This is a genomic window from Streptomyces sp. NPDC028907 (assembly GCF_055564995.1).
The window spans coordinates 406400-424434 of the sequence record NZ_JBVHVE010000004.1 but is presented as its reverse complement, the minus strand read 5'-3'; the positions used below and the strand labels follow the sequence as shown (position 1 = coordinate 424434).

General features: G+C 71.6%; 15 protein-coding genes. 8 read left to right on the top strand and 7 right to left on the bottom strand.

What is annotated here, in order from left to right; translation table 11 throughout:
• Nucleotides 1–51 precede the first annotated feature (51 nt).
• Nucleotides 52–381 carry a winged helix-turn-helix transcriptional regulator gene (locus ACZ4UU_RS14515; protein WP_468039789.1) on the bottom strand — a complete coding sequence of 110 codons (330 nt, stop codon included), beginning with the start codon at nucleotides 379–381 and terminating at the stop codon, nucleotides 52–54.
• A 178-nt stretch (nucleotides 382–559) separates the two neighbouring features.
• Between ACZ4UU_RS14515 and ACZ4UU_RS14510 the strand changes: the two genes are divergently transcribed.
• Complete coding sequence (locus ACZ4UU_RS14510) at nucleotides 560–1450, top strand: NAD(P)-dependent oxidoreductase (protein WP_468039787.1); 891 nt, start codon at nucleotides 560–562, stop codon at nucleotides 1448–1450.
• 37 nt (nucleotides 1451–1487) lie between these two features.
• Here ACZ4UU_RS14510 and ACZ4UU_RS14505 read toward each other — a convergent pair whose 3' ends face one another.
• Complete coding sequence (locus ACZ4UU_RS14505; protein WP_468040207.1) at nucleotides 1488–1706, bottom strand: nucleotidyltransferase domain-containing protein; 219 nt, start codon at nucleotides 1704–1706, stop codon at nucleotides 1488–1490.
• A gap of 138 nt (nucleotides 1707–1844) precedes the next feature.
• Here ACZ4UU_RS14505 and ACZ4UU_RS14500 point away from each other — a divergent pair, with 138 nt between their 5' ends.
• From ACZ4UU_RS14500 to ACZ4UU_RS14480, 5 genes are all read left to right on the top strand, one after another.
• Nucleotides 1845–2636, top strand: a complete 792-nt coding sequence (locus ACZ4UU_RS14500; protein ID WP_468039786.1) for a serine hydrolase — start codon at nucleotides 1845–1847, stop codon at nucleotides 2634–2636.
• Between the two features lie 52 nt (nucleotides 2637–2688).
• On the top strand, nucleotides 2689–3747 hold the full coding sequence (locus ACZ4UU_RS14495; protein ID WP_468039784.1) for an esterase-like activity of phytase family protein: 1059 nt from the start codon (nucleotides 2689–2691) through the stop codon (nucleotides 3745–3747).
• 92 nt (nucleotides 3748–3839) lie between these two features.
• Complete coding sequence (locus tag ACZ4UU_RS14490) at nucleotides 3840–7559, top strand: ABC transporter ATP-binding protein (protein WP_468039782.1); 3720 nt, start codon at nucleotides 3840–3842, stop codon at nucleotides 7557–7559.
• Between the two features lie 84 nt (nucleotides 7560–7643).
• Nucleotides 7644–8036 (top strand): hypothetical protein, encoded by a 393-nt coding sequence (locus ACZ4UU_RS14485; protein ID WP_468039780.1) that lies wholly within the window; start codon nucleotides 7644–7646, stop codon nucleotides 8034–8036.
• Between the two features lie 129 nt (nucleotides 8037–8165).
• Nucleotides 8166–9611 carry a S28 family serine protease gene (locus ACZ4UU_RS14480; protein WP_468039778.1) on the top strand — a complete coding sequence of 482 codons (1446 nt, stop codon included), beginning with the start codon at nucleotides 8166–8168 and terminating at the stop codon, nucleotides 9609–9611.
• A gap of 40 nt (nucleotides 9612–9651) precedes the next feature.
• Here the strand turns inward: ACZ4UU_RS14480 and ACZ4UU_RS14475 are convergent, their stop codons facing one another.
• Together ACZ4UU_RS14475 and ACZ4UU_RS14470 are read right to left on the bottom strand one after the other, a co-directional pair.
• On the bottom strand, nucleotides 9652–10293 hold the full coding sequence (locus ACZ4UU_RS14475) for a hypothetical protein (RefSeq protein WP_468039777.1): 642 nt from the start codon (nucleotides 10291–10293) through the stop codon (nucleotides 9652–9654).
• A gap of 140 nt (nucleotides 10294–10433) precedes the next feature.
• Nucleotides 10434–12278 (bottom strand): glycoside hydrolase family 3 protein, encoded by a 1845-nt coding sequence (locus ACZ4UU_RS14470; RefSeq protein WP_468039775.1) that lies wholly within the window; start codon nucleotides 12276–12278, stop codon nucleotides 10434–10436.
• Between the two features lie 581 nt (nucleotides 12279–12859).
• On the opposite strand from ACZ4UU_RS14470, the gene aroA reads away from it, so the two are divergent.
• Both aroA and ACZ4UU_RS14460 read left to right on the top strand, forming a co-directional pair.
• The gene (gene aroA, locus ACZ4UU_RS14465) at nucleotides 12860–14098 is read left to right on the top strand and encodes a 3-phosphoshikimate 1-carboxyvinyltransferase (protein ID WP_468039774.1); all 1239 of its coding nucleotides are present in this window, start codon (nucleotides 12860–12862) and stop codon (nucleotides 14096–14098) included.
• A 70-nt stretch (nucleotides 14099–14168) separates the two neighbouring features.
• Nucleotides 14169–14750: an alpha/beta hydrolase gene (locus ACZ4UU_RS14460; RefSeq protein ID WP_468039772.1), complete on the top strand. Its 582-nt coding sequence runs from the start codon at nucleotides 14169–14171 to the stop codon at nucleotides 14748–14750.
• Here ACZ4UU_RS14460 and ACZ4UU_RS14455 read toward each other — a convergent pair.
• The 3 genes from ACZ4UU_RS14455 to ACZ4UU_RS14445 all read right to left on the bottom strand — a co-directional run bounded on the left by ACZ4UU_RS14455 (nucleotide 14731) and on the right by ACZ4UU_RS14445 (nucleotide 17938).
• The gene (locus ACZ4UU_RS14455; protein WP_468039771.1) at nucleotides 14731–15969 is read right to left on the bottom strand and encodes an MFS transporter; all 1239 of its coding nucleotides are present in this window, start codon (nucleotides 15967–15969) and stop codon (nucleotides 14731–14733) included. The genes ACZ4UU_RS14460 and ACZ4UU_RS14455 overlap by 20 nt on opposite strands.
• A gap of 139 nt (nucleotides 15970–16108) precedes the next feature.
• Complete coding sequence (locus tag ACZ4UU_RS14450) at nucleotides 16109–16909, bottom strand: sugar phosphate isomerase/epimerase family protein (protein WP_468039770.1); 801 nt, start codon at nucleotides 16907–16909, stop codon at nucleotides 16109–16111.
• Between the two features lie 60 nt (nucleotides 16910–16969).
• A complete protein-coding gene (locus ACZ4UU_RS14445; RefSeq protein WP_468039769.1) occupies nucleotides 16970–17938 on the bottom strand; it encodes a bifunctional helix-turn-helix transcriptional regulator/GNAT family N-acetyltransferase in 969 nt (322 codons plus the stop codon).
• Between the last annotated feature and the right edge of the window lie 97 nt (nucleotides 17939–18035).

Below are 18035 nucleotides of genomic sequence, written 5' to 3'. Positions count from 1 at the left end.
ATCTTTCCTGTGGATTCGCAAAGGGGTCGGCAAAGGAGGCCGTGGGCCCCCTCACCGGAGCCCTTCGAGACGCTCCATGTTCTCCTCCCCCCACTGCCCGAGCGGGACGAGAGCGGTGATGAGCGAGCGGCCGAAGTCGGTCAGTGAGTACTCGACCTTCGGCGGGACCTGGTGATGGACCTCGCGGTGCACCAGGCCGCTGGCCTCCAGTTCCCGTAGTTGCAGGATCAGCATCCGTTCACTGATGCCGGTCACGGTCCGGCGCAACTCGCCGAAGCGCAGTGGTCCTTCGCCGAGCCAGAACAGGATCAGTCCCTTCCACTTCCCTCCCATGACGTCGATGGCGGCGTCCAGCCCGCAGGTGTAGCTCCGCTTCGTCATCTGCCCTCCCTAACAAAAATGTGGGTACCCGACAAAATTGTAGGTACTTGCAGATGTGGTGGTACGCCCACAGCATGGAGCAGTCAGCGCACCGGGATGGCGGCAACTCCACGCCCAAGACTCGTGTTTGACGTCACCTCAGGTGCTCAGAAAGATCCGTTCCAGGCAGGAGCAACATATGACCGGGCATCACCGCACTCCCGTGACCGTCGTCGGGCTGGGCTCGATGGGCAGCGCGCTGGCCGAGGCGTTCATCGCCGCCGGGCACCCGACCACCGTCTGGAACAGGACACCTGGCAAGGCCGCGCCCCTCGTGGCCAGGGGTGCTGTTCACGCGCGCACCGTGGACGAGGCGGTGGCGGTGAGTCCGCTGGTCGTCGCCTGTCTGACCACGTTCGAGAACACCGTCGAGGCCCTCGAACCGGCCGCCGCCGGGCTCAAGGGGCGGGCCCTGGTGACCCTGAACAGCGGCTCACCGGCCGGGGCCCGGCAGCTGGCCGAGTGGGCGCTCGGGCGCGGAGCGCGCTATCTCGGGGGAGCGATCAAGAACGTGCCGTCGGCCGTGGGCGCCGAGGACACCCTCCTGTACTACGGCGGTGACATCGGCGTGTTCGAGGAGTTCGCCCCGACGCTGCGTGTCCTGGGCGGCGACACCGTCTATCTCGGTACGGACCCCGACCTCGCCGCCCTGTACGAGATGGCGGTGGGCGGCACCCTGTTACCCGCGCTCGTCGGCTTCTTCCAGGGCGCTGCGGCCCTGCAGGCCCGGGGCCTCACGGCGGCCTCGATGGTCCGGTTCAGCGTCAAGTGGTTCGAAATGATCAACTCGGTACTGCCGGTCTTCGCCGAGGAGATCGACCGCGGCGACTACACCAGGCCCGCCTCCTCCGTGAACCTCTTCCTGGCCGGAGCCGCCCACGACGAGGAACTCGGCAAGGAAGCGAACCTCGACATGGCCTGGCACAGGCCGTTCCACGATCTGCTCGAGCGTGCGGTCGAAGCCGGCCACGGCGACCACAGCGTCTCCGCCCTGACGGAGATCCTCAGGGCCCCTGTACGGACCGCATAGCCCCGTAGTCCGGAGGGGCCGCACAGCGCGGGACGGATCAGAAATGCGTGGCGACCCCGGACACCCGCCGCAGCTGAGCCATGTCATGCCAGTCGCGGTCCGCCGGCTCGTAGCCCTGGTGGAATTGGACCTGCTGTTCTGCCGACAGACACGGGACCGGCGTCCCGCGATGCTGCCCGTCACGAACGCCGACGCGGGGTGGTGGAAGGGGCGAGTCGGGTCGAGGGCGCGGGCTCAGTGCGCCGTCAGCAGTCATCATGCGTACAACCTTTCATGCGTGCTCGTTGGTCAGAGGGACATGACCCACGGGAGAACGAGCAAGAGCGAGAAGTCAGGGCGCGTTTGCGGACGCGCGAGAGCGGGCGTCGCGGCTGGTGTGGGCGTCGGCGTCGCCATGGCGTCCATAGCCGTCGCCACCCCCGCCGTCGCCGCCCCCGCCCCCACCGTCAGCTGTACGTCCGCCAAGGCCGGACTCGCCGCCAAGCTGAAGAAGGACATCACCGCCGCCCTGGCCAACCGCAAGGGGACCATCGCGGTCGGCCTGTACGACCGTTCCACCAACACGACCTGTGCGCTGCGGGCTTCCAGCGCCTACGACTCCGCCAGCGTCGTCAAGGTCACCGTGCTCGCCGCGCTGCTGTGGGACGCGAAGAAGCACAACCGGTACCTCACCGACCGGGAGGCGTCCCTCGCCAAGGCCATGATCACCAAGTCGGACAACGCCGCGACCAGCACGCTCTGGAAGCAGCTCGGCATGACGAAGATCAAGGGCTTCCTCAGCGCCGCCGGCATGACCCAAACCAAGCCCGGCGCGAACGGCTACTGGGGCCTGACCCAGATCACCGTCACCGACGAGCAGAAGCTGCTGAAGCTCATCACGGCCAAGAACGCCATACTCAGCGACAACTCCCGTGCCTACATCCTGAAGCTGATGGGGCAGGTCGTCTCCTCGCAGCGCTGGGGCACCCCGTACGGAGTGCCGTCCGGCGTCACCGTCGCCGTCAAGAACGGCTGGCTGCAACGCGCCACCCAGGGCTGGCGGGTGCACAGCGTCGGCGCCTTCAAGGGGCGCGGGCATGATTACGTGATCACCGTGCTGACCCATGGCAACAGCACCATGAACTACGGCATCACGACCATTCAGGGCGTCGCCAAGGTCATCCACAAGGACCTGGCCGCGAGCTGAGGCTTCACGAGGCGGCCCACCTGGCGTCACCCACCCGTCCTACGGTGACCCCATGCGCCTGAGAACCGTACTCGCCACCGCCACCGCGGGCCTGGCGGCGGCCACTTGCCTGACCGTCGCCGGCCCGGCGAACGCCGACGTCCACGCCGTCACCGCCGCCGTCACCGCCAACACGCCGGACAGCCATGCCTGTTCGCCCGCCGTCTCCATCGACCGCTTCTCCGACGCGCTCGACAAGACGACGTACGACGGCACCTTCGTCGGGAACTTCTCCGCCCTCGCCGTGGACCGGGACGGCTCGCTCGCGGCCGTCTCCGACCGTTCGGCCCTGTTCGGCCTGGACGGGAAGACGCTCATGCCCCGGGCCGTCGTCCCGCTCGCCGACGAGAGCGGTGCCGCCCTCGACTCCGAGGGCCTGGTCGTCGACCGGGACGGCACCCGGCTGGTCTCCTCCGAGACCGAGCCCTCCGTACGCCGTCACTCCCGCGACGGCAGGATCCTCGACCGCCTCCCCGTGCCGGACGACCTGAAGGTCGCCCCGGCCGGCCGCGCCGTCTCCAACGGCACCTTCGAGGGTCTGACCCTGCTGCCCGGCGGCCGCACCCTGCTCGCCTCGATGGAGTACGCGCTCGCCGGGGACGGCACCGGCATCGTCCGCTTCCAGACCTGGCGGCGGACCGAGAGCGGTCACTTCCGGCTCTCCCGCCAGTACGCCTACCGCACCGACGCCGGCCTCGGCGTCCCCGAGGTCCAGGCGACCCCCGACGGCCGCCTCCTCGTCCTGGAACGCGGCTTCACCGCGGGCGTCGGCAACACGGTCCGCCTCTACCTCGCCGACCCGCGCCGGGCCACGGACACGAGCGGTGTCGAGCACCTCACCGGGCAGGACGGCGTACGGCTGATCAAGAAGACGCTGCTCGCCGACATCGTGAACTGCCCGTCACTGGGAGCGACCGCCGAGCAGCCCCAGCCGAACCCGCTCCTCGACAACATCGAGGGCATGGTGATCACGCGCCGTGCGGGCGACCGCCTGAAGGTGCTGCTGGTCAGCGACGACAACCAGAACGCCGTACAGACGACACGGTTCTACCACCTGCGCGTACGGATCTGAGCGCACCGCCCCCGTTTGTTGCTGCGGGATGAAATCGGCGCTCGTCGGCGTTGGTGACTTCCGGCAGATCAGGACGAACGGAGGGCACCCGCGTGGCAGCGCATCAGGGGGAGACCAAGGGCTGGGCGCGCAGGCTGGCCGGGTATGCGTGGCGTTACCCCAGGGACGTCGTCCTGGCCCTGGGCTCCTCCCTCGCCGGTATGGCCGTCATGGCCGTCGTCCCGCTGATCACCAAGGTGATCATCGACGACGTGATCGGCGACCACACCCGCGGCATGGCCCTCTGGGCCGGCCTGCTGATAGCCGCCGCCGTCGCCGTGTACGTCCTGACCTACATCCGCCGCTACTACGGCGGCCGGCTCGCCCTCGACGTCCAGCACGATCTGCGCACCGACATGTTCGGGACGATCACCCGGCTCGACGGGCGGCGGCAGGACGAGCTGTCCACCGGGCAGGTCGTCGGGCGGGCCACCAGCGACCTCCAGCTGATCCAGGGTCTGCTCTTCATGCTCCCGATGACCATCGGGAACTTCGCGCTCTTCCTGATATCCCTGGTCGTCATGGCGTGGCTGTCGCTGCCGCTCACGCTGGTCGCCCTCGCCGTCGCCCCCGCGCTGTGGTGGATCGCCAAGCGCAGCCGGACCAAGCTTCACCCCTCCACCTGGTACGCCCAGGCCCAGGCCGCCGCCGTCGCCGGAGTGGTCGACGGCGCCGTCAGCGGCGTACGCGTGGTGAAGGGGTTCGGGCAGGAGGAGCAGGAGACCGGGAAGCTCAGGGACGTCAGCCGGCGGCTCTTCGCCGGGCGGCTGCGCACCATCCGGTTCAACTCGAAGTACACCCCGGCGCTCCAGGCGGTCCCCGCGCTCGGCCAGGTCGCCATGCTCGCGGTCGGCGGCTGGCTGGCGGTGCGCGGGCACATCACGCTGGGTACGTTCGTCGCCTTCTCGACCTACCTCGCCCAGCTGGTCGGCCCGGTGCGCATGCTCGCCATGGTCCTCACCGTGGGGCAGCAGGCCCGGGCGGGCACCGAGCGCGTCCTGGAGCTGATCGACACCGAGCCGTCGATCAAGGAGGGCACCAGGACGCTGCCCGCCGACGCGCCCGCGACCGTCGAGTTCGACGACGTGTCCTTCGGCTACGACGACTCCTCCGGCCCCGTCCTCGACGGGCTCAGCTTCGAGATCCGCTCCGGCGAGACCCTCGCGGTCGTCGGCTCCTCCGGCTCCGGAAAGTCCACCGTCTCCCTCCTCCTGCCGCGTTTCTACGACGTCACCCGCGGCGCCGTCCTCGTCGGCGGCCACGACGTCCGCGAGCTGACCTTCGACTCGCTGCGGGCCGCGATCGGACTGGTCCCCGAGGACTCCTTCCTCTTCTCGGACACGGTCCGCAACAACATCGCGTACGGCCGCCCCGACGCCACCGACGAGGAGATCCGCGCAGCCGCCCGCGCCGCCCAGGCGGACCGGTTCATCGCCGAGCTGCCCGACGGCTACGACACCACGGTCGGCGAGCACGGCCTGACCCTCTCCGGCGGCCAGCGCCAGCGCGTCGCGCTCGCCCGCGCGATCCTCACCGATCCCCGGCTGCTCGTTCTCGACGACGCGACCTCGGCGGTGGACGCCCGCGTCGAGCACGAGATCCACGAGGCGCTGAAGCAGGTGATGGAGGGCCGGACCACCCTCCTCATCGCCCACCGGCGCTCCACCCTCAACCTCGCCGACCGCATCGCCGTCCTCGACGCCGGCCGCCTCGCCGACATCGGCACCCATGAGGAACTCCAGCAGCGCTCCGCCCTCTACCGCCGCCTGCTCACCGACCCCGACGAGCTCGGCGGCGTCTCACCCGGCCACGCCCAGCCGGTCTGCCCCCAGGAGGACACCTCCGTACGGGACGAACTGGACGCCGAGTTCGACGCCGAACGCGGGGTGACGCCGAGGCTGTGGACCGGCGACCGCGAACCCAAGGACCTGGCGCTGACGGAGTCCCCGGCCACCCCCGAGCTCCTCGCCCAGGTGGCGGCGCTGCCACCGGCGACCGACACTCCCGACATCGACGAGGCCAAGGCGGTCCGGCCGGAGGAGTCGTACGGCCTGAAACGGCTGCTGCGAGGCTTCGGGCTGCCGCTCCTGATCAGCCTCGGCCTGGTCGCCATGGACGCCGGGATGGGTCTCCTGCTGCCCGTCCTGATCCGGCACGGCATCGACTCCGGCGTCACGCAGGTCGCCCTCGGCGCGGTCTGGGCGGCCTCCCTGCTCGCACTGCTCGCGGTCACCGTCCAGTGGGTGGCGCAGATCGGCGAGACGCGGATGACCGGGCGCACCGGTGAGCGCGTCCTGTACTCCCTCCGGCTGAAGATCTTCGCCCAGCTCCAGCGGCTCGGACTCGACTACTACGAGCGGGAGTTGACCGGCCGGATCATGACCCGGATGACGACGGACGTCGACGCGCTGTCGACGTTTCTCCAGACGGGCCTGGTCACCGCCTTCGTCTCCGTCGTCACCTTCTTCGGCATCATGGTCGCCCTGCTGGTCCTCGACCTCCAGCTCGCGCTCGTCGTCTTCGCGACGCTGCCGCCGCTGATCGTCGGGACCTACTTCTTCCGCCGGGCGAGCGTGAAGGCGTACGAACTCGCCCGTGAGCGCGTGTCGTTGGTCAACGCCGACCTCCAGGAGTCGGTGTCCGGGCTGCGGATCGTGCAGGCCTTCCGGCGCGAGCGGGACGGCGGCGCGCGGTTCGCCGAGCGCAGCGACAGCTACCGGCAGGCCCGCATCCGCGGTCAGTGGCTGATCTCGATCTACTTCCCGTTCGTGCAGTTCCTGTCGTCGGGGGCCGCGGCGGCGGTGCTGATCGTGGGCGGGGCCCGGATCGAGGCGGCGACGCTGACGACCGGCGCGCTGGTGGCGTACCTGCTCTACATCGACCTGTTCTTCGCCCCGGTCCAGCAGCTCTCCCAGGTCTTCGACGGCTACCAGCAGGCCACGGTCTCGCTCGGCCGCATCCAGGAACTCCTGCGGGAGCCGACCTCGACGAAGGCGGCCGAGGAGCCGCTGGAGGTGCCGTCGCTGCGCGGCGAGGTCGCGTTCGAGGACGTGCGCTTCGCGTACGGGGCGGACGAGGAGGCGCTGAGCGGCGTCGACCTGCGCATCCCGGCCGGACAGACGGTCGCGTTCGTCGGCGAGACGGGTGCGGGCAAGTCGACCCTGGTCAAGCTGGTGGCACGCTTCTACGACCCGACCGGCGGCCGGGTGACCGTCGACGGCACGGACCTGCGCGCCCTGGACCTCACGTCGTACCGCCACCGTCTCGGCGTCGTCCCGCAGGAGGCGTACCTCTTCCAGGGCACCGTCCGTGACGCCATCGCCTACGGCCGGCCGGACGCCACCGACGCCGACGTGGAGGCGGCGGCCCGTGCGGTCGGCGCCCACGACATGATCGCCACCCTCGACGGCGGCTACCTCCACGAGGTCGCCGAACGCGGCCGCAACCTCTCCGCCGGCCAACGCCAGCTGATCGCCCTCGCCCGCGCCGAACTGGTCGACCCCGACATCCTGCTCCTCGACGAGGCGACCGCCGCCCTCGACCTGGCCACGGAAGCCCAGGTCAACCAGGCCACGGACCGCGTCGCCGGCCGCCGCACCACGCTTGTCGTCGCCCACCGCCTCACCACCGCCGCCCGCGCGGACCGGGTGGTCGTCGTGGATCACGGCCGGGTCGCGGAGGACGGGACGCACGAGGAGTTGCTGACGCGGGGCGGGCGGTATGCGGAGTTGTGGCGGACCTTCGCCGGGGAGGCCGAAGCCGCCGCGGCGTGAGGGCACTGCCGTGCAACCATCCGGCGTACGCCGTGCGTCCGTACACCAGTACGCTCATTGCCGGTGTACGGGGAGGACAACCAAGTGGACAGTGGTGCGATACGCCGACGACTGGCCGTCGGGCTGGCGGTGCTGACGGCGTCCGGCCTTATCGCGGTCGCGGCCCCGACGCAGGCGCAGGCCGCGGCCCCCACGCGCTGCGAGGGCCGCAAGGTCAAGACGTACCCGTTCTCCACCGGCACCCTGTACGTCTACAAGAAGAGCGGCCACGTCTGCGCCATCGTCACCCCCAGGCGCCCCGGACGACAGCAGACGATGAAGGTCAGTGTGCAGGCGTACCGGGCCAAGCCGGTGACCGACGAGGGCCTGTACACCCGCCGGGCCGGCCCGGTCACCGTCCATGCCGGCCAGCGGTGCGTGTGGGTGAAGGGCCGGGTGGGGAGCGGGTCGGTGAGCAAGGGCTGGATCCTGTGCTGACCGGCTGATTCACGCCCCTGCCGAGCCACCGCCGCGCCTTGGCTTCCGGGAATTCTCCATCTCCCCTGGTGTGTCGGGGAGTTGCTCCGATAGCTTCCGCACGCACATCTGACTCACAAGGGAGGGTGCATGCGGAAGGCGCTCAGATGGCTGCTGGCGCTCGGCGTGCTGATCGGCACGTTGGGAACGGCGGGAACGGCGGGCACCGCGGGGGCGGCCACCACCGCCCGGGCGGCGGCCACCACCACCGACATCAAGGACCGGCTGCTCTCCATACCGGGGATGAGCCTGATCGAGGAGAAGCCGTACACCGGCTACCGCTTCTTCGTGCTCAACTACACCCAGCCGGTCGATCACCGGCACCCGTCCAAGGGGACGTTCCAGCAGCGCGTCACCGTGCTGCACAAGGACGTCAGCCGGCCGACGGTCTTCTACACCAGCGGCTACGACGTCTCCACGACACCCAGCCGCCGCGAGCCGACCCAGATCGTGGACGGCAACCAGATATCCATGGAGTACCGCTTCTTCACCCCGTCCCGTCCCGACCCGGCCGACTGGACCAAGCTGGACATCTGGCAGGCGGCCAGCGACCAGCACCGCATCTTCAAGGCGCTGAAGAAGGTCTACGACCGGAACTGGATCTCCACGGGCGGCTCGAAGGGCGGCATGACCGCCACGTACTACGAGCGCTTCTACCCGAGGGACATGGACGGTGTCGTCGCCTACGTCGCGCCCAACGACGTGGTGAACCACGAGGACTCCGCCTACGACCGCTTCTTCGCGGGCGTCGGCACCAAGGAGTGCCGCGACCGGCTGAACGCCGTCCAGCGCGAGGCGCTGGTGCGCCGGGAGCCGCTGGAGAAGAAGTACGCGGCGTACGCCGCCGAGAACGGTTACACCTTCCGCACGATCGGCAGCCTGGACAAGGCGTACGAGGCGGTCGTCCTGGACTACGTCTGGGGCTTCTGGCAGTACAACCTGCTCCAGAACTGCGTCAACGACACCCTGATCCCGCCGGACGCGAAGAACGCCACCGACGACCAGATCTGGACGTCCATCGACACGGTCTCCGGCTTCTCCTTCTACACCGACCAGGGCCTGGAGCCGTACACGCCGTACTACTACCAGGCGGCCACCCAGCTCGGCGCGCCGACGATCCACTTCCCGCACATCGAGAAGAAGTACCTCCGCTACGGCTACCAGCCCCCGCGGAACTTCGTCCCGAGCGACATCCCGACGAAGTTCCGGCCGTGGGCCATGCGCGACGTGGACACCTGGGTGAAGCACAACGCCCGCCACATGCTCTTCGTCTACGGGCAGAACGACCCGTGGGGCGCCGAGCCGTTCCGCCTCGGCAAGGGTGCGAAGGACTCGTACGTGTTCACCGCCCCCGGCGCCAACCACGGCGCCCGGGTGGACGGCCTGGTCGGTGAAGAGAAGGCCCTCGCCACGGCCCGCATCCTGCAGTGGGCGGGCGTCCCGGCCACCGCCGTGAACCGGGCGGAGCCGCTGGCGAAGTACGACGCGAAGCTGGATGTGCGCGACGTGGAGCGGGAGCCGACCCTGCGCCCGTAGCCCTGCGTTCCGTACGTCAGCCGCGGCGCTGACGTGCGTCTCACACGGGCCGCGCGCAACCCACCGGTTTCTCGCCGCCCAGTTGGACGTACAGGGCCGTCGACAAGGGGCATCCCGCTCGCTTGTCGACGGCCTTCGTCACCTTGTACTGCGGTTTCCGCTCGGCCGTGCCGTCGCAGGACGTCTCGCGGACCTGGCCGTCGCCCGAGCTGTACACGCAGTCGCCCACGATGGTGCGGGGGCCGCCTCCGCCGCCGGGGTCGCCGGGGTGGGGTGCGGCGAGGTTGCGCATGCAGGCGTAGCCCTGCGGGACCGTGCCGTCGCCGTCCTCGTCGGAGCCGCGGCTCTGCTCGCTGATGTGCAGCACGAAGTCCGTGGTCCCGGGGCAGAGCGGCCCCACGCCCACCTTGCCCTCGTGCCGCGCCACGACCCGCGCCGCCGCCCGCTCGCTGGTGCAGGACACCTCGGTGAAGCTCGTCGTACCGAAGGAGCTGCACTCGTCCACGCCGAGGAACACCGTGCCGTAGCCCGCGGCCCGGGTCGGCGCCACCTGCTGCTGGCTCGCGGTCCTGTCGAGCCGCCCGTCGTCCTTCGCCGCCGAGGCATTCTGACACCCCGTCAACAACGCGCTGAGCAGCACCAGCAGCGCACAGGCCGGCCCCGCACCATTTCTCCCGCGCATCGCACTCCCCCCTGGTACCCCCGTCCAGCGTGACCCGCGACAACGGGCGCACGCCAGACGTGTGGGGTCCTTTGCGTCGGTTGGGGGTGAGTGCGCCCGCTGTGTGACGTACGGGCGCTACGTCCAAGTGCTACCCCGTGCTAACTGCTCCGGTAGGACAGCCCGTGCCCGACCGGATACAGCACCCGCGTCGGATCGTCCGCCCGCTGCACCGGTACCGGCAGCCTTCCGCGCGGTGCCACCCGGCCGGCGATCACCCGGGCGGCCGCGCGCAGCTCGACGTCGGTCCAGGAGTACGACGCCAAGCAGGCCCGGACGGTGGGCAGATGGGCCACGTCGTACGGGTTGCGGATCGCGACCGCCACGACCGGTCGGCCCGTCGCGAGCAGCTGTTCGACCAGCGTCTTCTGTGTGCTGCTCGCGGTGACGTTGTACGTCCCGACCACCACGGCGTCCGCCGTCCGGGCCGCCTCGACGGCGCGGGCGATGGTGGCGGCGGAAGGCGAGGTGCCCGTCGACAGGGCGGTCGCCGTGAAGCCCAGTTCGGTGAGGGCGGCGGCGAGGACACCGGTCGGCGGGCCCGTCGTGCCGGACGGGGAGGCCGGGTCGGCGCCCACGACGAGGACCTTGGGGTGGCTGCGGCGGGACAGCGGCAGCAGCGGACCCTCGTTGACCAGCACCGTCGTCGTCCGCTCGGCGACACGGTCGGCGGTCGCGAGGTGGGACCGGGTGCCGACGTTGCGCTCGACGCCGCTCTGGCTGACGTACGGCTCCTCGAACAGCCGCAGCTTCGCCTTCAGCCGCAGGATGCGCAGGATGGACTCGTCGAGCCGGGACTCGGTGAGTTCCCCGTCCTGTACGGCCTTCAGGACCGCGTTCCAGGCGATGTCGAGGGACGGCGGGTTGAGGAGCTGGTCCACGCCGGCCTTGAGCGCGAGGACGGGGACGCGGTCGTCGCCGTACTTCGTGCGGACGCCCTCCATGCCGAGCGAGTCGGTCACCACCAGTCCGTCGTAGCCGAGTTCCTCGCGCAGGATGCCGGTGAGGATGGGGCGGGAGAGGGTAGCCGGGTCGCCGGAGTCGTCGAGGGCCGGGACCATGATGTGGGCGGTCATGATCGAGTCGATGCCGGCGCGGACGGCGGCCCGGAACGGCGGTGCGTCCAGGCTCTCCCACTGCGCACGGGTGTGGGTGATGACCGGGAAGCCGTAGTGACTGTCGACGGCCGTGTCTCCGTGCCCGGGGAAGTGCTTGGCGGTGGCCGCGACCTGCCGGTCGTGCGCGTAGCGCTGGTATCCGGCCACCTCGGCGGCGACCATGCCGGCGACGGCGTCCGGGTCGGCGCCGAAGGAGCGGACGCCGATGACCGGGTTGGCCGGGTTGACGTTCACGTCGGCCACGGGGGAGTAGTTCTGCCGGATGCCGAGCGCCCTGAGTTCCTGTCCGGCGATCCGGCCGAGGGTGCGGGCGTCGGAGCGCGAACCGCCCGCACCGATGGCCATGGCGCCCGGGAACAGGGTGGCTGGCTCGCCGACGCGGCAGACGATGCCGTGTTCCTGGTCGGTGGAGATGAGGACGGGCAGGCCGCGCGGCTGGGTGAGGGAGGCCCGCTGGATGCCGTTGGACAGGTCGGCGATCTGATGCGGGTCCCGGGTGTTGTGCGCCCACGTGAAGTAGATGACGCCGCCCACCCGGTACTTGGCGACCAGCTCGGCGGCCGTGCGGACACCGATCTCCTTGAGGTTGGCGTCGATGTCGGCCTGGTCGGGAGTGGTGGCGGAGTGGCCGTAGACCCGCATGACGAAGAGCTGGCCGACCTTCTCCGGCAGGGTCATCCGGGCGACGAGGGCGCGCAGCCTCTTGTCGTCGGGGGCGGAGGCGTGGGCGGTGCCGCCGAGGGCGAGGGCGGTGGTGAGGCCGGTGGTGGCGGCGAGGACCGTACGTCTGGAGGGCGTTGCGGTGTCTCCTGTGCTGGTGTCGGGCACGTGCGCTCCTTCCGGAGGTGGTGCGCTGAAGGAAACTTCCGAGAAGTCACCAATAACGGGGAAGTTTCTGCCAGTCAAGGGAGTGCACCGTAACCAAGGAGGGGCCGCCATCGGCGCAGTTGGAGGGGGGCGCGCCGATGACGGCGGGCTGCCGGCCGGGGTGCGGCGGAGAGGGTTGGTCAGCGATCGCAGCCAGCAGCGAGGGCCGACACCGCACCACGGTGACTCTCCGGCAGCTCGCGGGTTGGACGGGCGGGGGTGGGGGAGGGTTCCCGGGGATGGCTGGAATCGGCGAAGTCGGTAGGGCGGGGGTGGGTGGGGTGGATGGGACCACGTTTCCTCGCCCCCGCCGCCCCTACCCGTCCCATCCTTCTGGGGCTCCGCCCCAGACCCCGCTCCTCAAACGCCGGAGGGGCTGGGCTGTTCAGCCCGTCCGGCGCTTGAGGACGAGGCCCGCAGGGCCGAAGCGGGGGTCTGGGGGGCGGCAGCCCCCAGGTATGGGACGGGTAGGGGCGGCCGGGGGCGGGTCCATCTCGTGGACGGCGCGGCGCGGGAGCGCGGGGCCGGGCGATCATGGCGGCATGCCCGTAGTCGACATCCCCGGATCCAAGTCCGTCACCGCCCGCGCCCTCTTCCTGGCGGCCGCGGCCGACGGGGTCACCACGCTCGTGCGGCCGCTGCGCTCGGACGACACGGAGGGCTTCGCCGAGGGCCTGGCCCGGCTCGGCTACCGGGTCGGCCGGACGCCGGACACCTGGCAGGTCGACGGCCGCCCGCAGGGCCCCGCGGTGACGGAGGCGGACGTCTACTGCCGCGACGGCGCGACGACGGCACGTTTCCTGCCCACGCTGGCGGCCGCCGGCCACGGCACATACCGCTTCGACGCCTCGCCCCAGATGCGTCGCCGCCCCCTGCTCCCGCTGACCCGGGCCCTGCGCGACCTCGGCGTGGACCTGCGCCACGAGGCGCAGGAGGGCCACCACCCCCTGACCGTGACGGCGGACGGCGTGGCGGGCGGCGAGGTGACCCTGGACGCGGGCCAGTCCTCGCAGTACCTGACGGCCCTGCTGCTGCTCGGCCCGCTCACCCGCGAGGGCCTGCGCATCACGGTCACCGACCTGGTCTCCGTGCCGTACGTCGAGATCACGATCGCGATGATGCGGGCGTTCGGGGTGGAGGTCGGCCGGGAGGGCAACTCCTTCCTGGTTCCGCCGGGCGGCTACCGCGCCACGACCTACGCCGTCGAGCCCGACGCGTCCACCGCGAGCTACTTCTTCGCCGCGGCGGCCGTCACGGGCGGCGAGGTCACCGTCCCGGGCCTGGGCGAGGGCGCGCTCCAGGGCGACCTGGGCTTCGTCGACGTACTGCGGCGGATGGGCGCGGACGTGACGGTGGGCCGGGACGCGACGACGGTCCGGGGCACCGGCGAACTGCGGGGCGTCACCGTCAACATGCGCGACATCTCCGACACCATGCCGACCCTCGCCGCCATCGCGCCCTTCGCCTCCGGCCCGGTACGGATCGAGGACGTGGCGAACACGCGGGTCAAGGAGTGCGACCGGCTGGAGGCCTGCGCGGAGAACCTGCGGCGGCTGGGCGTGCGGGTGACGACGGGCCCGGACTGGATCGAGGTGCAGCCGGCAGCCGCTGACGCGCCGGCAGGCACCGAGATCAAGTCGTACGGCGACCACCGCATCGTCATGTCCTTCGCGGTGACCGGGCTGCGGGTGCCGGGTATCTCGTTCGACGACCCCGGGTGTGTACGGAAGACCTTCCCGGGTTTCCACGAGGAGTTCGGGGCGCTGCGCGCACGGTGGTGACGCGGGACCCGAGCCGCCGGCCGACGGTGGGGCTGGACCGGCCCGTCGATGATCGGAAACCATCGGTGCCATGACCGCCTACCTCATCCTGCACGGCTGGCAGAACCACCGCCCCGAGGGCCACTGGCAGCACTGGCTCGCCGACCGTCTCACCGCGATCGGCCATCAGGTCGGCTACCCGCAGCTGCCCGACCCGGACGACCCCGAACTCGACGTCTGGCTGGCGGAGTCGGCCCGGCACCTCGACGCGCTCGACGCCGGTGCGGAACGGGTCGTGGTCGCGCACAGCCTGTCGGCCGTGCTGTGGCTGCACGCGGTCGCGCGCGGGCTGCCCGGGCTCGACGCCGTGGACCGGGTGCTGCTGGTCGCCCCGCCGTCCGGTGCCGTACTCGCCCGGCACCCGGAGGTCGCCGAATTCGCCCCGCCGCCGCTGGAGTTCACCCTCCCCGGCCCGACCCGGCTGGTGGCGGGCGACGACGACCCGTACTGCGAGGAGGGCGCCGACACCCTGTACGGCACCCCGCTCGCGCTCCCGACTGACATCCTCCCGGGCGCCGCGCACCTCGATCTGGACGCCGGGTACGGGCCGTGGCCGGCTGTGCTGGGGTGGTGTCTGGATCCCACGGCGCCGCTCACGCCTCGTCCGGCGTGACCCTCCCGTCCCGCAGCTCCGGCGTACTCGTGCCCACGCAGGTCACCGCCAGCACGCACAGCAGCCCGCCCGTGACCAGGGCGGCCGGGCCCGAGGTCCAGCCGGCGACCAGGCCGCCGCGGAGGTTGCCGAGGTGCGGGCCCGCCTGGCCGACGATCTGTTCGGCGGCCGTCACCCGGCCGAGCAGGGCGTCGGGGGTGCGGGTCTGGACGATCGTGCCGCGGGAGACGACCGAGAGGGCGTCGGCCGCGCCCGCCGCCATCAGCAGCGCGAATCCCAGCCACGGGCTGGTCGTCAGGCCGAAGAGGGCGAGCGCCGCCCCCCAGATGCCCGCCCCGCACAGCATCACCAGGCCCGGTCGGCCCAGGCGGGTGACCGAACCCGACAGGGCCGTCGCCGCCATGCCGCCCACCGCGACGGCCGACATGAACAGGCCCAGCGTGCGGGGGTTGCCGTCGAAGCGTTCGGCGTTGATCAGGGGGAAGAGACTGACCGGCATGGCGAGGACCGTCGCGGCGAGGTCGGTGACGAGCGCGCCGCGCACCACCCGGTGGCCGGCCAGGAAGCGCAGTCCGTCCAGGACCCCGTGCAGCCCGGCCCGCGACGGCTCGCCCTCCGGCGGCAGCGCGGGCAGCCCGAAGGCGCCGTAGAAGGCGAGACCGAAGCTCAGCGCGTCCAGCAGGTAGCACAGGCCGATGCCGAACCAGCCGAGGAGCAGCCCGCCCAGCGCCGGGCCGAGCAGCATCATCACCTGGCCGCTGGCGTGGTTGAGGGCCAGCCCGGCCGCCACCTGTTCCTTCGGCAGCAGCCGCGGCACGAACACGCCCGCCGCCGGGCCGCCGACCGCGCCGAAGCAGGAACCGGCCGCCACCAGCGCGAGGACCCCGGCCACCGGCACGCCCCCGGTGAAGCCCTGCACCGCGAGCAGGGCCGCGCAGACCGCCTGCCCGACGGTGGCCACCAGGAAGATCCGCCGCCGGTCCCCGCGATCCACCCACGAGCCGGCGAACAGCCCCACGCCCACCAGGGGCAGCGCCTGCGCGAGCCCGACGGCACCGCTCCACACCGGGCTGTGCGTCATGTCCCACACCTGGTACATGACGGTCACCAAGGTCATGAAGCCGCCGAGCACGGAGACCGTCCGCCCGATCAGCAGCCGCCGGAAGACGGGGGAGGTACGCAGCGGCCGTACGTCGATGAACGTACGGGCGAGGCTCATGAGGGCATGGCGGGGCGGAGGGCGGGACGGGGCTCGGGCACGAGGGGGCACGCTATACCGAGGGCTCCGCCCGGGACCACCGAATTACCGGGGCGGAGGACGGCCTCGCCGATCGCCCGCCCCGCCTCCGACCCCGGCGCTAGGCCGACTCGTTCAGCAGCCGCGACAAGTGCTCCCTGCCGGCGTCCAGCAGCCCGTCCAGCGGCGCGGCCTCCTCGTACCACCGCTTCTCGTACTCCCAGCACAGCCAGCCGTCCCAGCCGTGCCGGGAGAGGACCTCCACGCAGTCGGCGAGCGGCAGCACCCCCGCGCCGAGCGGCAGCGGGGTCGTGTCGTCGGCGGAGGCGATGTCCTTGACCTGGACGTAGCCGAGGAACGGGGCGAGCGCGGCGTAGCTCTCCGAGGGCTGCTCGCCGCCCAGCCAGGTGTGCATCACGTCCCACAGCGAGCCGACGTGGCGGTGGCCGACCATGCCGAGGACGCGGATCGCGTCGGCCGCGGTGCGGTGCGAGTCGTGGGTCTCCAGCAGGATCCGTACGCCCATGTCCGCGGCGTACTCCGCGGCCGTACCCAGCCGCCGCGCGGCGATGGCGTCCGCCCGCTGCCGGCTCTGCTCGGGGTCGGCGCCGGGGAAGACGCGGACGAAGGGCGCGCCCAGGTCGTGGGCGAGGTCGACGAGGGTGCGGATCTCCTCGATCACGGGCCCGTCGTCACCGGGCGCGGCGACCCGGGCGTACCCGGCGAGGCCCAGCAGCTCGATGCCGGCGGACTTGAACTCGGCCGCCACGTCGGCCCGTTCGGCGGGCCCGAGGCCCGGGTGGACCGGCTCCTCCGGGTGCGTGCGCAACTCGACACCGTGATAGCCGTGCGCGGCCGCGAGCCGCAGCACGTCGGGGAGGGGGAGACCGGGGACGCCGAGGGTGGAGAACGCCAGTTTCATGCACCCCACCTTGCCAGGGAAACGCGGGCGCGCCCATCCGGCAGGCGCACGGGCGGGGCCTCACTCCTGGGTGCCGTGCAGATCCAGGCGCCAGTCCTGGCCGTTCAGGTCCCTGCCGAAGGAACGGTGGGGCTTCTCGGCGGCCAGGACGAAGCCGTGTCGCTGGTAGACGCGGCGGGCGGCGGCCAGGACGTCGTTGGTCCACAGCACGAGGTCGCGGTAGCCGACGCCGCGGGCGAAGTCGACGACGGCCCCGACGAGCCGGTCGCCGATGCCGAGGCCGCGCGCGTCGGGCTCGACCAGCAGCAGCCGCAGCCGGGCCGTGCCGGGCACCTCGTCCCGTACGCACATCACGCAGCCCACCGGCCGGCCGTCCAGCTCGGCGATCCACACCCGCTCCAGATGCGGGTCGTGGTCCTCCGCGAAGTCCGCGACGATCCTCGCCACCAGGCCCTCGTAGTCGGCGTTCCAGCCGTACTCGGCGGCGTACAGCGCGGCGTTGCGCTGCACGATCCAGCCGAGGTCGCCGGGGCCGGGCTCGCGCAGCAGGACGTCCTCGCGGCGATGGGGGTCCCCCCGCTCGAGCGAATTCGAGAGTGGGGGAGGGCGGCCGTGGGACAGGATCGTACGGACGGTCGTCATCGCCTCGGCGAGGCGCGGCCGTTCGGCGGCCGGCACGGTCGACAGCAGCGAGCCGACCGATTCGGTGGCCCGCTCCTCCAGCAGCTTGCCGGTCTCCCGGCCGCGCGCGGTGAGCGTGACGCGCCGGCGCCGGGGGTCCTCCCGGGAGGCGGTGCGCTCGATGAGCCCGTCCTGCTCGAACTTGTTCAGGATCCGGCTCAAGTACCCGGCGTCCAGCGAGAGTTCGGCCCGCAGGTCGGCCGCGTCCGTACGCGGGGAGTGCGCGAGCTCGTACAGGACCCGGGACTCGGTGAGGGTATACGGGGCGTAGAGTTGACCTCCTCCGTCACCCTGGAGGGTGAGGATTCTCCGTCTGTGGGTGGTCCTCTTTGGATCGGGGCCACCCACTCCGCGTGGGTTCCTGATTCCGCCCCACGTGGGGTGGGGGTTGTGCGCACTGCCAGGGCATCCCCAGGTCCTACGCGCGCTCCGCAGGCGTTTACCG

Bases quoted from the DNA above. Each gene is read 5' to 3' on its own strand.
- ACZ4UU_RS14500 (WP_468039786.1), top strand. From the start codon at position 1,845: ATGGCGTCCATAGCCGTCGCCACCCCCGCCGTCGCCGCCCCCGCCCCC.
- ACZ4UU_RS14460 (WP_468039772.1), top strand. From the start codon at position 14,169: ATGACCGCCTACCTCATCCTGCACGGCTGGCAGAACCACCGCCCCGAG.
- ACZ4UU_RS14515 (WP_468039789.1), bottom strand. From the start codon at position 381: ATGACGAAGCGGAGCTACACCTGCGGGCTGGACGCCGCCATCGACGTC.
- ACZ4UU_RS14450 (WP_468039770.1), bottom strand. From the start codon at position 16,909: ATGAAACTGGCGTTCTCCACCCTCGGCGTCCCCGGTCTCCCCCTCCCC.
- ACZ4UU_RS14455 (WP_468039771.1), bottom strand. From the start codon at position 15,969: ATGAGCCTCGCCCGTACGTTCATCGACGTACGGCCGCTGCGTACCTCC.
- aroA (WP_468039774.1), top strand. From the start codon at position 12,860: ATGCCCGTAGTCGACATCCCCGGATCCAAGTCCGTCACCGCCCGCGCC.
- ACZ4UU_RS14495 (WP_468039784.1), top strand. From the start codon at position 2,689: ATGCGCCTGAGAACCGTACTCGCCACCGCCACCGCGGGCCTGGCGGCG.
- ACZ4UU_RS14505 (WP_468040207.1), bottom strand. From the start codon at position 1,706: ATGACTGCTGACGGCGCACTGAGCCCGCGCCCTCGACCCGACTCGCCC.
- ACZ4UU_RS14475 (WP_468039777.1), bottom strand. From the start codon at position 10,293: ATGCGCGGGAGAAATGGTGCGGGGCCGGCCTGTGCGCTGCTGGTGCTG.
- ACZ4UU_RS14510 (WP_468039787.1), top strand. From the start codon at position 560: ATGACCGGGCATCACCGCACTCCCGTGACCGTCGTCGGGCTGGGCTCG.
- ACZ4UU_RS14480 (WP_468039778.1), top strand. From the start codon at position 8,166: ATGCGGAAGGCGCTCAGATGGCTGCTGGCGCTCGGCGTGCTGATCGGC.